The organism is Novosphingobium sp. EMRT-2 (assembly GCF_005145025.1).
In the GTDB taxonomy this organism is placed as follows: domain Bacteria; phylum Pseudomonadota; class Alphaproteobacteria; order Sphingomonadales; family Sphingomonadaceae; genus Novosphingobium.
Map to the genome: position 1 here is coordinate 3,349,297 of NZ_CP039695.1, position 12,262 is coordinate 3,361,558.

At 68.8% G+C, this 12,262-nt stretch carries 12 protein-coding genes; 7 read left to right on the forward strand and 5 right to left on the reverse strand.

Annotated features, from left to right (window positions below; genetic code table 11):
- Positions 1–121 precede the first annotated feature (121 nt).
- The 5 genes from tsaD to FA702_RS16355 all read left to right on the forward strand — a co-directional run bounded on the left by tsaD (position 122) and on the right by FA702_RS16355 (position 6,137).
- Positions 122–1,186: a tRNA (adenosine(37)-N6)-threonylcarbamoyltransferase complex transferase subunit TsaD gene (gene tsaD, locus FA702_RS16335; RefSeq protein ID WP_136956955.1), complete on the forward strand. Its 1,065-nt coding sequence runs from the start codon at positions 122–124 to the stop codon at positions 1,184–1,186.
- Positions 1,183–2,202, forward strand: coding sequence for an NAD(P)H-dependent glycerol-3-phosphate dehydrogenase (locus FA702_RS16340; RefSeq protein WP_136956956.1), 1,020 nt, complete (start codon positions 1,183–1,185; stop codon positions 2,200–2,202). Before tsaD ends, FA702_RS16340 begins: the two co-directional genes overlap by 4 nt.
- Positions 2,195–3,685 carry a lipopolysaccharide biosynthesis protein gene (locus FA702_RS16345; protein ID WP_255504618.1) on the forward strand — a complete coding sequence of 497 codons (1,491 nt, stop codon included), beginning with the start codon at positions 2,195–2,197 and terminating at the stop codon, positions 3,683–3,685. The genes FA702_RS16340 and FA702_RS16345 overlap by 8 nt, the downstream gene beginning before the upstream one ends.
- A gap of 104 nt (positions 3,686–3,789) precedes the next feature.
- The gene (locus tag FA702_RS16350; protein ID WP_255504619.1) at positions 3,790–5,484 is read left to right on the forward strand and encodes a VWA domain-containing protein; all 1,695 of its coding nucleotides are present in this window, start codon (positions 3,790–3,792) and stop codon (positions 5,482–5,484) included.
- A 110-nt stretch (positions 5,485–5,594) separates the two neighbouring features.
- Positions 5,595–6,137 carry a helix-hairpin-helix domain-containing protein gene (locus FA702_RS16355; RefSeq protein ID WP_136956957.1) on the forward strand — a complete coding sequence of 181 codons (543 nt, stop codon included), beginning with the start codon at positions 5,595–5,597 and terminating at the stop codon, positions 6,135–6,137.
- 7 nt (positions 6,138–6,144) lie between these two features.
- Here FA702_RS16355 and FA702_RS16360 read toward each other — a convergent pair whose 3' ends face one another.
- The 4 genes from FA702_RS16360 to FA702_RS16375 are packed head-to-tail and all read right to left on the reverse strand — an operon-like array spanning position 6,145 to position 9,584.
- On the reverse strand, positions 6,145–6,765 hold the full coding sequence (locus tag FA702_RS16360; protein ID WP_136956958.1) for a DUF2238 domain-containing protein: 621 nt from the start codon (positions 6,763–6,765) through the stop codon (positions 6,145–6,147).
- 4 nt (positions 6,766–6,769) lie between these two features.
- A complete protein-coding gene (locus tag FA702_RS16365; RefSeq protein ID WP_136956959.1) occupies positions 6,770–7,894 on the reverse strand; it encodes a glycosyltransferase family 2 protein in 1,125 nt (374 codons plus the stop codon).
- A gap of 12 nt (positions 7,895–7,906) precedes the next feature.
- Positions 7,907–8,965, reverse strand: coding sequence for a 3-isopropylmalate dehydrogenase (gene leuB / locus FA702_RS16370; RefSeq protein WP_136956960.1), 1,059 nt, complete (start codon positions 8,963–8,965; stop codon positions 7,907–7,909).
- A 13-nt stretch (positions 8,966–8,978) separates the two neighbouring features.
- Positions 8,979–9,584 (reverse strand): DNA repair protein RecO, encoded by a 606-nt coding sequence (locus tag FA702_RS16375; protein WP_136956961.1) that lies wholly within the window; start codon positions 9,582–9,584, stop codon positions 8,979–8,981.
- Positions 9,585–9,675: 91 nt separating this feature from the next.
- On the opposite strand from FA702_RS16375, the gene apaG reads away from it, so the two are divergent.
- Together apaG and FA702_RS16385 are read left to right on the forward strand one after the other, a co-directional pair.
- Positions 9,676–10,074, forward strand: coding sequence for a Co2+/Mg2+ efflux protein ApaG (apaG, locus tag FA702_RS16380; protein ID WP_124808459.1), 399 nt, complete (start codon positions 9,676–9,678; stop codon positions 10,072–10,074).
- A gap of 19 nt (positions 10,075–10,093) precedes the next feature.
- Entirely contained in the window at positions 10,094–10,900 is an 807-nt protein-coding gene (locus FA702_RS16385; protein WP_136956962.1) for a LysR family transcriptional regulator, read from the forward strand.
- A gap of 29 nt (positions 10,901–10,929) precedes the next feature.
- Here the strand turns inward: FA702_RS16385 and FA702_RS16390 are convergent, their stop codons facing one another.
- Positions 10,930–12,198 carry a multidrug effflux MFS transporter gene (locus FA702_RS16390; protein ID WP_136956963.1) on the reverse strand — a complete coding sequence of 423 codons (1,269 nt, stop codon included), beginning with the start codon at positions 12,196–12,198 and terminating at the stop codon, positions 10,930–10,932.
- Positions 12,199–12,262 lie beyond the last annotated feature (64 nt).

Here is a 12,262-nt window from a genome sequence, read left to right on the forward strand (position 1 = left end):
GGGACTGGCGCGTGCCGAGCCGAAGCGGGGTTCCCGGAGCAGGTGCGGGGCCGTCATGGCGGAAGGTATGGGTCATGCGCCGCTTGCCGTACCTGCGTTTATCTCTAAGGGAAAGCTCCCCATGGCCCTGATCCTCGGTATCGAATCTTCCTGCGACGAAACCGCCGTCGCCATCATCGATGGCAGCGCCGGTTCGCTGGAGGCGCGCATCGTCGCGCAGCGCATCGCCTCGCAGGACGCCGAACACGCGCCCTATGGCGGCGTGGTGCCCGAAATCGCCGCGCGCGCCCATGCCGAAGTGATCGCGCCGATGGTGGGCGCGGTGCTGGCCGACGCGGGCCTGACGCTGGAGGACATGGACGCTATCGCCGCCACCGCCGGGCCGGGTCTGATCGGCGGCGTGATGGTGGGGCTGGTCACCGGCAAGGCGCTGGCCATGGCGGCGGACAAGCCGCTGATCGGCGTGAATCATCTGGAAGGGCACGCGCTGTCGCCGCGCCTGGCCGATCCCGATCTGGCCTATCCCTATCTGCTGCTGCTCGTTTCGGGCGGGCATTGCCAGATCCTGGAAGTGCGCGGGCTGGGCGATTATCGCCGGCTGGCCACGACGATCGACGACGCGCTGGGCGAAGCGTTCGACAAGACCGCCAAGATATTGGGCCTTGGCTATCCGGGCGGGCCGGCGGTGGAGCGCCTGGCGCGCGAGGGCGATCCGCGCGCTGTGCCGCTGCCCCGCCCGCTGGTGGGCAGCGGGGAGCCGCATTTTTCCTTCGCCGGCCTGAAGAGCGCGGTGATGCGCGCGAGGGATTCGGGCCTCCATGCCGATGCCGATATTGCCGCCTCGTTCCAGCAGGCCGCGATCGATTGCGTGATCGACCGGACCCGGTTGGCGCTGGAGTCGGTGCGGGATTCCGGGGCGGAGGGCATGAGCGCGCTGGTGGTGGCGGGGGGCGTGGCGGCCAACGCCGCGTTGCGCGGGGCGCTGGAAACGCTGGCCGCCGGTTTCGGCCTGCGGCTGGTGGCGCCGCCGGGCAAGCTGTGCACAGATAATGCGGCGATGATCGGCTGGGCTGGCGCGGAACGCTTCGCTTTGGGATGTACGGACCCGCTCGATCTGCCGGCGCGCCCGCGCTGGCCGCTCGATGCCAATGCCGCGCCGGTGCGCGGCGCGGGGGTGAAGGCATGAGCCAGGGAGTGGGGGCCGGGGGGAGCGCCGCGATCGGTGTCGTCGGCGCGGGGGCATGGGGCACCGCGCTGGCGCAGACGCTGGCGAGCGACGGGCGCGAGGTGCTGCTCTGGGCGCGCGAGGCCGAACTCGTGAACCAGATCAACGCGGAACGGCGTAATGCGCTGTTCCTGCCTTCGGCGACGCTGCATCCAACGATCCGCGCCATCGGCGATCTGGCGGAACTGGCGGCGCTTCCCATTCTGCTGGTGGTGACGCCGGCGCAGCATCTGGCGTCGGTGCTGGGCGCGATGGCGCGCAAGGGCGGCGATCTGGTGCTCTGCGCCAAGGGGATCGAGGCGGGCAGCGGACGGCTGATGGCCGACGTGGCGCGCGACGTGGCGCCCGATGCCGAGATCGCCGTGCTGTCCGGGCCGACTTTCGCGCACGAGGTGGCGGCGGGCCTGCCCACCGCGATCACGCTGGCCTGTGCGGGCGGCGAGGCGCAGTGGCAGCGGTTGTCCCCGGCCATCGCGCGGCCGACGTTCCGCCCCTATTATTCGGACGACGTGACCGGCGCCGAGATCGGCGGCGCGGTGAAGAACGTGCTGGCCATCGCCTGCGGCGTGGTCGACGGGCTGCAACTGGGCCAGAACGCCCGCGCCGCGCTGATCAGCCGGGGCTTTGCCGAGATGCAGCGCTTCGGCATGGCGATGGGCGCGCAGGCGGAAACCCTCTCGGGCCTTTCCGGCCTTGGCGATCTGGTGCTGACCTGTTCGTCCACCTCCAGCCGCAACTTCTCGCTGGGCAAGGCGCTGGGCGAAGGGGCGAGCGCGGCGGCGGCGCTGGCGGACCGCGCGACGGTGGCCGAAGGCGCGTTCACCGCGCCGGTGCTGGCCGACCTTGCCCGGAGCAAGGGCATTTCGATGCCGATCGTGGAAGCCGTGGCGGCGCTGCTCGCTGGCCGGATACCGGCGCGCGAGGTGGTCGCACACCTGCTGTCGCGCCCCCTGCGCGCGGAAAACCCGCTTGGCTGACGACAACGAACAGAAGGATATCGCCGCGCTGGCCAAGGGCGGGAGGACGAATTTCTTCGGCTTCCTGCTGCGTCTGGCCGCGCGCATCCCGTTCCTGTTCATCGCCGGGCGCCTCTATGGCGCGGACGAGCTGGGGCGCTTCGCCTCGGCCACGATCGCGGTGGAACTGGCCGCGCAACTGGCCACGCTGGGGCAGAAGCGCGGGCTGGCGCAGCAGCTGGCCAAGGACGATCGGCCGGCCGCGGCGGTGGTGGCCGACGCCCTGCTGCTTTCCGGCCTGGTGTCCGCGGTGCTGGCGGTGCTGCTCTATCTGTTCCCCGCGCCGATGTTCCCGAGCGGTGAGTTCACGCCGCTGCAACGGCTGCTGCCGTTGACGATCCTGCCGCTGGCGCTGGGCGACATCGCGCTGGCGGCGCTGGCCTATCGCTTCGACGTGGGCACCACGGTCCGTGCGCGGGCGGTGGTGGAGCCGTGGACGCTGTCGATCGCGGCGGGGGGGCTGTGGCTCGCAGGCACCTATTACTTCCCGCTGCGCGAAAGCGGGTTGATCCTGTCCTATGTCGCCTCGATCTTCGGGGCGACGCTGACGGCCTTCGTGCCGCTGCTGCGCAGCTACGGCCTGCCGCGCATATGGTCCCCGCGCCCTGGCGATCTGCTGCGGTTGGCGGGGCGCAACCTGCCGCTGGCCGGCGCGGACGCGGTGGAATGGGGCACCCGCAAGCTCGACATCTTCATTCTCGGCACGTTCGCGCCGCCGGCAGCGGTGGGCGTGTACTACGTCGCGCAACAGGTCGCCTCGCTGCCGCAGAAGCTCAAGACCAGCTTCGAGCCGATCCTCGGCCCGGTCATCACCCGCAACCTGCGCGAAGGCAATTATGCGGCGATCGCCCGGCAGGTGTGCCAGGCGGGGTTCTGGATCACCGCCGCGCAGGCTGGTATCGCACTGGCGCTGGGCATTCCGGGGACCGGCGTGATGGGGCTGGTGGGGCCGCACTTCGTGGCCGGCACCGGCGCGCTGACGCTGTTGCTGGCGGCCGAGGTGGTCGCGGCGACGGCGGTGGTGAGCGAGGCCGCGCTGATCTACGTCGCGCGGATGCGCAACCTGTGGATCAGCCTAGGCACCATCGGTCTGCAGGCCGCGCTGACGGTGGGGCTGATCCTGCTGGCGAAAAACATGGGCTTCGACACGCTGGTGCAGGCCGCCGCTGCCGCCGCGGCGCTGGCCCTGTCGCTCGCGCTCTCATCCGTGCTCAAGGCGCGGCTGCTGTCGCGCATCCTGGGCGAGAGCATCAACAACTGGCGCTGGGCGCTGGTGTGGGCGGCGGTGCCGGCGGTGCTGGTCGGCTGGCTGGTCAAGATGCTGCCGGAATGGGCGGAACTCGCCTTCGGCATTCCGGCGATCCTTGGCGTCTATTGCTTCGTCATCTGGAAGCGCGGTTTCGGGCCGGAAGACCGCGTGCTGTTCCGCAAGCAGGCGGCCTGAAGCAGCCGGTAACAGACCGGCAACCTCCCGCAACGTTCAGTCGCCATTCACGGCGCGGACGGTGTTCTTCTCCCCGAGGATCGGATGGAGAAGGGGACCGTAGCATGAGAGGATTCAAGGCCGCCGTGGCGCTTTCGACCGCCATGGCCATGCTCGCCGGGTGCGCCGCGAAGCAAGCCGCGCCGGAGAAGGCCGTGGGCGCCGCGCAGGGTGTGGACGAGACGGCGAACGACGTCGTGGTAACCGCGCAGCGCGCCGGTCCCGTAGCCAACCTCCAGACACCGCCAGCATCACCGCCGCCGCCTCCGCCGCCGATGTACGCGCCAGCGCCGGCCATTGCCCGCGCCGAAGCGGTACGGGGCAAGGCGTTCGTCCCGCCCGTGGTGGTGCCGTCCGATCCGGGCAACGAGCGCTATGACGGGAAGGACGTCAGCCCGGTCCACCTGACGCGGGCCGAGCCGGTCTCAACGTTCTCGATCGATGTCGACACGGGGGCCTATGCCAATGTCCGCCGCTTCCTGTCGCAAGGCCAGATGCCGCCTAAGGACGCGGTGCGGACCGAGGAACTGATCAACTACTTCCGCTACGATTATCCGCTGCCCGAAAAGCGCGAGGCGCCGTTCAGCGTGACGACCGACGTGACGGTAACGCCGTGGAATCCCGATACGCGCTTGTTGCGCGTGGGCCTGCGCGGCTACGACCTGCCGCGGGCGAGCCGGCCGCCGGCGAATCTGGTGTTCCTGGTCGACGTTTCGGGATCGATGAGCGATCCGGACAAGCTGCCGCTGGTCAAGAGCGCGCTGGCCGGGCTGGCCGACGAACTGGGCGAGAAGGATCGCGTCTCGATCGTGGTCTATGCCGGCGCGGCGGGCATGGTGCTGGAGCCGACCAACGACAAGGCGAAGATCCGTGCCGCGCTCGACCGGCTGAACGCGGGCGGTTCGACGGCGGGCGGCGCGGGGCTGCAGCTGGCCTATCAGGTGGCGCGCGGATCGTTCATAGACGGCGGCGTGAACCGCATCCTGCTGGCCACCGACGGCGATTTCAACGTGGGCGTGTCCGACACCAAGGCGCTGCTGCAGATGGTCGAGCGCGAGCGCGACAGCGGCATCACACTGACCACGCTGGGCTTCGGGCAGGGCAACTACAACGAAGCGATGATGGAGCAGGTCGCCGATCACGGGAACGGCAACTACGCCTATATCGACAGCGCGCTGGAGGCCCGCAAGGTGCTGGCCGAGCAGATGGCGTCCACGCTGTTCACCATCGCCAGCGACGTGAAGATCCAGGTCGAGTTCAATCCCGCTGTCGTCTCGCAATACCGCCTGATCGGCTACGAGAACCGCGCGCTGCGCGAGGAGGACTTTGACAACGACAAGGTCGACGCGGGCGAGATCGGCGCGAGCCATCAGGTCACCGCGATCTACGAGGTGGTGCCGACGGGCGGCAAGGGCTGGATCGCGCCGCGCAAGTACGAGGATGCGCCGGCGGTGGCCGCCACCACCAAGGCGGGCGAAATGGCCACGGTCAAGCTGCGCTACAAGCTGCCGCGCGAGACTGCCTCGCGCCTGATCGAGCGGCCGGTACCGACGCGGATGCTGGCGGGCGCCGCCGCTCCTTCGGGCGACATGGCCTTTGCTGTGGCGGTGGCCGCGTTCGGCCAGAAGCTGCGTGGCGATACCATGCTGGGTGCATGGTCGTGGCCGGATATCGTCCGGATGGCCGGGCCGCAGCGCGATTACTGGCGGCAGGAGTTCGCCAAGCTGGTCTCGGTCGCGGGATCGCTGCAGAAGGACTAGCGCCGCCCCTCCGTTGATCTGACTTGGCAACACGCCCGCGCCGTGGGAAAGGCGCGGGCGTGTAAGGCGTGGCCGGACTGGACCCGGCGCGCCGGGTTGGGGAGCGTTTCATGGTCGAATGGATCGAGGCGAACTGGATTATGGCGGGCGCGGCCGTGGTGCTGGCGCTGCTGGTCATCTGGTGGCTGTTCGGGCGGGCAAAGCCGGCTCTGGCCCGGCGCGAGTTCGACGATGTGCTGTCCGAAGGCGCGGCGCCCGCGCAGCGCAACACCGCGCTGATTGATGCGCCGCCCGCCGCCGCCATTCCCGCGATCACGCCCCCGCCGGGCGTGGAGCTGATGGCGGGCCTGGGCGAAGTGGTGGCCGCCGCGGCGACCAGCGAACTGACGCAGGCGGCTGCATCGGCCGAACGCGACGCGGATGACCTTTCGAAGATCAAGGGCGTCGGCCCCAAGCTGCGCGCCGCCCTGACCGAGCTGGGCGTCACGCGCTATGCCCAGATTGCCGCCTGGACCGACGAGGACATCAAGGCGATCGACGCGCGGCTCGGCACGTTTGCCGGCCGCGCCACGCGCGACAACTGGGTGGAACAGTGCAAGTTCCTCGCCAGCGGGGACACCGCCGGTTACGAGGCGAAGTTCGGCAAGCTGTAAGGCAGCGCTATTTGCGGCGCAGGGTAAGCCAGAGCGCGGTGCAGACCGCGCCGACGGCGGCGCAGGCCATGTCCTTCTGCGCGTCCCACATATCGCCCTGCTGGCCGTTATAGGCATCGGCGTCCGCGCCGGTCATGACCACGGTCAGCAGCCATTCGAAGATTTCGTAGAAGGCGCTGGCGCCCAGCACGAACTCGACCGCGAGATAGACCGACAGACCCCGTCGCACCCCGCCATGGCGTGCGAGCCATGCCGAGACCGGCGGCACCATCAGCGCGCCGAAGCTGAAATGGACCAGCCGGTCGTAGCTGTTGCGGCGCAGGCCGAACAGGTCGCCGGGCGCGGGAAGACCGAGCGCGCGTGCCCAGGCGTCATAGGGCACGTTGGAATAGATGTAGCGCCCGCCCAGCGTGTGCAGCGCCAGGAACAGGCAGATGCAGGCGACAGCGCCGGTCGGGATTGGCCAGCGGCGCAGAGCCAGCGCCAAGCCGCCGGCAATGGCCAGCGTCGGCAGGTTCTGCAGCGGCGCAAGGTGCGGGAAGGGCGTGTCGATCAGGCTGAACAGCGCGCCGGCCGCGGTAAGCAGCAGCAGCGCGGCCTGCGGCCGGGGCAGGCGCGCGCCGTTCACCGGATCAGTACTTGCCCCAGACGAACTTGGACGAAAGCGCGAAGTTCCATACCGAACCCAGCACGATGCCCACGATCACCGCGACGAAATCGTGGAAGCCCATGGCCTTCAGCGCCGCTGCCGAGCCGACGTTGGTGAGCAGGCCCAGCGAGCAGGTCATGGCGAACTTGGCCCAGCCGCGCATCAGCGGAACGAAGCCGCGCAGCCGCTTGTCCGAATAAGTCAGCTCGTTGTTGAGCACGAAGTTGAAGGTCATCGCGATGACCGCCGCGATCGTGTTGGCCACGTTGAAGGTCACGTTGCTGGACCAGTGGCCATAGACGAAGCGTTCGCCCAGCAGCAGGTGCAGCACCAGCCACAACGCGCTCATCTGCACGCCCACGCCCAGCGCGCCCACGGTGCCAAACAGGGCGAAGCGGGTGGGGATGAAGCGGCCCAGCCACTTGTCGTAAAGTCCGACGAGGAATTCGAACACGACCGTCTGGTCGAGCTTCGATTCCCCGTCAAGCCTGGCCGCGAAATGCAGCGGCAGTTCCTTGACGCGCAGCGGCGCATCGACCGTGGCGAGGATGTCGAGCAGGATCTTGAAGCCCACGCCGGAAAGGCGGTGGGCATCGGCGCGCAGCGTTTCGGCGCGCAGCATGAAGAAGCCGCTCATCGGGTCGGACAGCTGCACGCCGGTCACCTTGCGGGCGATCCGGTTGGCAAGGCCGGAGGCCTTGACGCGATCGGGGCGGCCCCAGGCATCGACGCTGGCGCCTTCGGCGAAGCGCGAGGCGTAGGCGAGGTCGTATTCCCCGCTTTTCACCGCTGCCAGCATTTCCGGCAGCAGGGCGGGATCGTGCTGGCCGTCGGCGTCCATCACTGCGACGATCGGCGCGGCGGTGGCGCACATGCCCTCGATCGCGGCGGACGCAAGGCCGCGCCGCCCGAAGCGTTCGATCACGCGGATGCGCGCATCCTGCTGCGCGATGGCGCGGGCTTCGTCGGAGGTGCCGTCGGGGCTGTTGTCGTCGACGAAGATGGCTTCCCACGCGATGCCGGCCAGCGCGGCATCGAGCCGGGCGACCATGGGGGCAAGGTTCTTGCGTTCCTTGAACGTGGGCAGGATGACAGCGAGTTCGATCATGGGGGCGGGCCTTTACAGCCTTGCCAGCACGGCGTCACCAATTTCCGTCGTGCCCGCGGTCCCGCCAAGATCGCGGCCGAACACGCCGTCTTCCAGCGCCCGCGCCACGGCGCGTTCGATGCGGTCGGCCTGCGTGGCCAGGCCAAGCGAGTGGCGCAGCAGCATCGCGGCGGACAGGATCGTCGCCATCGGGTTGGCCAGACCCTTGCCGGCGATGTCGGGCGCGGAGCCGTGGATCGGCTCGTAAAGCCCGAACGTGCCGTATTCGGTCTGGCGCTCGCCCAGCGAGGCGGAGGCGAGCATCCCGATCGAGCCGACGCACATGCTGGCCTGATCCGAAAGAATATCGCCAAACAGGTTGCCGGTGACCATCACGTCGAACTGGCCGGGGTTGCGCACCAGCTGCATCGCCGCGTTGTCCACGTACATGTGATCGAGCGTGACGTCGGGATATTCCTTCGCCACCTCGACGATCACGTCGCGCCACAGCTGCGAGGTTTCGAGCACGTTGGCCTTGTCCACCGAGCAGACACGGTGCGCGCGGGTGCGTGCGGCGCGGAACGCGACATGGGCGATGCGGCGCACCTCGCTTTCCGCATAGGACATCACGTCATAGCCTTCGCGTTCGCCGCTGGCGGTGGTGCGAAAGCCCTTTTCGCCGAAATAGACGTCGCCATTGAGTTCGCGCACGATCAGCAGGTCGATGGCGGAGGCGACTTCGGGGCGCAGCGCGGAATGGTCCTCAAGGCCCTTGAACACCTTGGCCGGACGCAGGTTGGCGAACAGCGTCAGCTCCTTGCGCAGCCCCAGGATCGCTTGTTCGGGGCGCAGGTGCCGTTCCAGCGCATCGCAATCGGGATCGCCCACCGCGCCGAACAGGATCGCATCGGACCGGCGCGCGATGTCCAGCGTTTCGGGGGGCAGCGGATGGCCATGGGCCTTGTAGGCCGCGCCGCCGACCGGGGCTTGCTCCATGGCAATATCGCCTGCGCCAAGCGCTTCGATCACCCGTACCGCCTCGTGCGTCACTTCGGGGCCGATGCCGTCGCCCGGCAGAACTGCGATCTTCATGTGCATCCCTCAATCAAGCGTCCATGCGTTTCAGCCGGTCTAGCAGAATCGCGCGCGCCGCCATAACATCGCGGTGGCGATCGGCAAGCAGGCGGTTCCCGATCGCCGTGCCATGCCGGTCCAGCCGGTCCAGCAGCGCCGGCCAGCCCTCGTCCGCTGGCGGGGCGGGGACGGCCCCATAGCCCACTTCCCGCAGCAGCAGCGCTTCGTACCCCGCCATCGCCCGCGCCCAGCCGCGCGCGGAGGGGGCGTGGCATATCGCATCGAGCGTCGCCCCGAGCGCGGCATGAAGCGCGGGATAGGGATAGCCTTCGGGCAATGTCGCGGCGGTCAGCGCACAGGCCCAGCCGATCGCCGCGCTGGGCAGCGGCTCGGTCAGCCACGGACCCCGGCTGGTGACGAGTTCGATCCGGGCGGAAGGAAGCTGGCTGTCGTTGCGTGCGCGCAGATCGGCGTCCAGCACGTTACCCGGGATCAGCAAGGGCCGCATTTCCCGTCCGCGCGCACCCGCGACATAGGCGGCGACAAGCCCGTGATCGGCGGTCAGCAGGCGCACCACGGCCCCGTGTTCGCCGTGGGCGCGGACGGCGCAGAGGATGGCGGGCGCGCGAATGTGCATGGCGTTTTCCTGTGGGCGCCAAATCGCATTCCGGCAAGCACGGCAATTCCTTGATTGGAACCGGAGCCGATGTACGATAGGCTCCCAAGGTATGAAGCAGCTCTTCCAGCATGCCGCAGTGACGGAGGGCGTGACCGTCCGGGTTGCGGTCAATTTCCTGCCCGAACAATCCCGCGTCGATGCGGGCAAATGGTTCTGGGTCTATCACATCCGCATCGAGAACGACTCGGCGCAGCGGTTCCAGCTTCTGTCGCGCCACTGGCGGATCACCGACGGGCGCGGCAACGTGAACTTCGTCGACGGCGAAGGCGTGGTTGGCGAACAGCCGTTGCTCGAACCGGGGCAGACGCACGATTACGTTTCCGGCTGTCCGCTGGGAACGCCGCAGGGCAGCATGGAAGGGCACTACACCATGCAGCGTCCGGACGGATCGCTGTTCGAAGTGGCGATCCCGTTCTTCCCGCTGGCCGCTCCGGCCACCGCGAACTGACGCAGGGAAGGAAACGAGGATGAAGCGGACGCACCTGCCGCTCAATGGCCTGCGCGTGCTCGATGCGGCGGCGCGGCACCTTTCGTTCACCCGTGCGGCCGATGAACTGGCGGTGACGCCGGCGGCCGTCGGGCAGCAGATCCGCGCGCTGGAAGACCTGCTGGGCGTGGTCCTGTTCCGCCGCACGTCCAAGGGCCTGGAACTCACCGACGAGGCGCTGGCCGGGCTGGACGCGATCCGCGAGGGCTTCCTGCGCTTTGAGGAAGGCGTGCAGGCGATGCAGGCCGGGCAATCGAGCCATGTCTATACCATCGCCTGCCCGCGCGACGTGTTCGCCGCCTGGCTTTCCCCGCGCCTTGCCACCTTCCGCGCCGGCAACGACCAGTTGCGCTTCGCGCTGGTGGGGGGTGATGCCGACATCGATTTCACCGAAGCCAATCTCGATCTCGCCGTGCGCTGGGCCGAAGGGCCGGGCGATCTGGAAGGGATCGCGCTGGGGGAGGCGGCGGTGATCGTCGTGACGGCCGTCGGCAGCGATGGCGGTGACGCGCCGTGGATCGGCTGGCCGGGCGATCCCGCGCCGGGCGGGGAGGGTGCGGAGGTGGCATTTTCCGTCGGCGATGCCGGCACCGCGATCAGCGCCGCCGCTGCCGGACTGGGCAAGGCGCGCGTGCCGGTGCTGCTGGCGCAGACGGCCGTTGCCGAAGGGCGCGTCGCCGCCGTGGGCGAAGCCGAGCCAAGCCGGCGCGGATACTGGCTGGTCGCACCGCTGCCGCAATGGCGCCAGAAGAAGGTCAAGGCGCTGATCGCCGCGCTGACGGACTGATCCGCGCGAGGCTCCAAGCCTGCTGTGCCTCAGTGATCGACGATGATGCGCGGCGTGCCCGGCGGCAGCAGACGGCGGAACAGCCGTCCCTTCTCGCTGAACAGCACCAGCATCAGCGCCAGGATGCCGGCGGCCAGGAACGAGATCGCGAGCGGGCGGGCGGTGCCGTCGAACGCCTGCCCGATTATCATGCCGATGAACGAGCCGAGCGCCATGCGCATGAACGCTTGGACCGAACTCGCCGCGCCCGCGATCTTGGCGAAGGGCTGGAGCGCGATCGAGCTGAAATTGGCGCCGACGAAGCCCATCAGGCACATGTTCATCGCGATCAGCGGCATGAACTGCCACAGCGTCTGGTGCGGACGCGTGGCGAAATACACCTGCAGGCAGCTTACGCCGATATAGACGAACAGCGCGGTGTGCGACACGCGCCGCGCGCCGAACCGTTCGACGATGCGCGAGTTGGAGAAACTGGCGCAGGCCATCGTCACCGCCGTCGCCCCGAACAGCAGCGGGAAGGCGCTACCCGCGCCGAAGTGTTCCGCGACAAGCTGCTGCGAGGAATTGATATAGCCCAGCAGCGCGCCGAACATCAGCGATCCGCCCAGGACATAGCCGATCGACGCCCGGTTCGAGGCGGCGGCGATCATGTTCACCGCGATTGCCGCTGGATTGATCGGCTGCCGGAATTCCGGCCGCAGCGTCTCGTCGAGCCGAAGGGCGACCCACAGCGCGACCAGTGCGGCCATCACCGCCAGCATGATGAAAATCCAGCGCCATCCTGCGAACAGCAGCACGAACTGCCCGACGCTGGGCGCCAGCATCGGCACGACCATGAACACCACGGAGATCGTCGACAGCATCCGCGCCATGCGATCGCCGCTGTGGCGATCGCGGATGATCGCGCCGGGCAGCACCGTCACGCCCGAACTGCCGACCGCCTGCAGCGCGCGCAGCACCAGCAGCGTATCGAAATCGCGGGCCATCGCGCAGGCCAGCGAAAACACGATGTACAGGCCCAGGCTGGTCAACACCACGGGGCGCCGTCCGAAGCGGTCCGCCAGCGTGCCGGGCAGCAGCGCACCCACGCCGGCGGCGAGCAGGAACACGCCGACCACCAGTTGCCGTCGGTTGGGATCGGTCACGTTCAGGTCGTGCGCGATCTGGCCCAGCGCCGGCAGCATGCCGTCGATCGCCAGCGCCTGCAGGGCCATCAGCATGGCCATCATCGCCACGAATTCGCGTCCCCTTGGCGTTCCCGTCGTTTCCTCTGGCTGGTGGTGGTTCTCGCTGGTCATTGAAATCGGGGTAGTCCGTTCGGGGGATTCACCCCAACCCTTTATGCCCTGGGGCGAAATAGGC

Excerpts from the sequence above, each read along its gene's own strand:
- FA702_RS16390 (WP_136956963.1), bottom strand. The coding sequence starts at position 12,198 with ATGACCAGCGAGAACCACCACCAGCCAGAGGAAACGACGGGAACGCCA.
- FA702_RS16365 (WP_136956959.1), bottom strand. The coding sequence starts at position 7,894 with ATGATCGAACTCGCTGTCATCCTGCCCACGTTCAAGGAACGCAAGAAC.
- apaG (WP_124808459.1), top strand. The coding sequence starts at position 9,676 with ATGAAGCAGCTCTTCCAGCATGCCGCAGTGACGGAGGGCGTGACCGTC.
- tsaD (WP_136956955.1), top strand. The coding sequence starts at position 122 with ATGGCCCTGATCCTCGGTATCGAATCTTCCTGCGACGAAACCGCCGTC.
- FA702_RS16355 (WP_136956957.1), top strand. The coding sequence starts at position 5,595 with ATGGTCGAATGGATCGAGGCGAACTGGATTATGGCGGGCGCGGCCGTG.
- FA702_RS16340 (WP_136956956.1), top strand. The coding sequence starts at position 1,183 with ATGAGCCAGGGAGTGGGGGCCGGGGGGAGCGCCGCGATCGGTGTCGTC.
- FA702_RS16350 (WP_255504619.1), top strand. The coding sequence starts at position 3,790 with ATGAGAGGATTCAAGGCCGCCGTGGCGCTTTCGACCGCCATGGCCATG.
- FA702_RS16375 (WP_136956961.1), bottom strand. The coding sequence starts at position 9,584 with ATGCACATTCGCGCGCCCGCCATCCTCTGCGCCGTCCGCGCCCACGGC.
- leuB (WP_136956960.1), bottom strand. The coding sequence starts at position 8,965 with ATGAAGATCGCAGTTCTGCCGGGCGACGGCATCGGCCCCGAAGTGACG.
- FA702_RS16385 (WP_136956962.1), top strand. The coding sequence starts at position 10,094 with ATGAAGCGGACGCACCTGCCGCTCAATGGCCTGCGCGTGCTCGATGCG.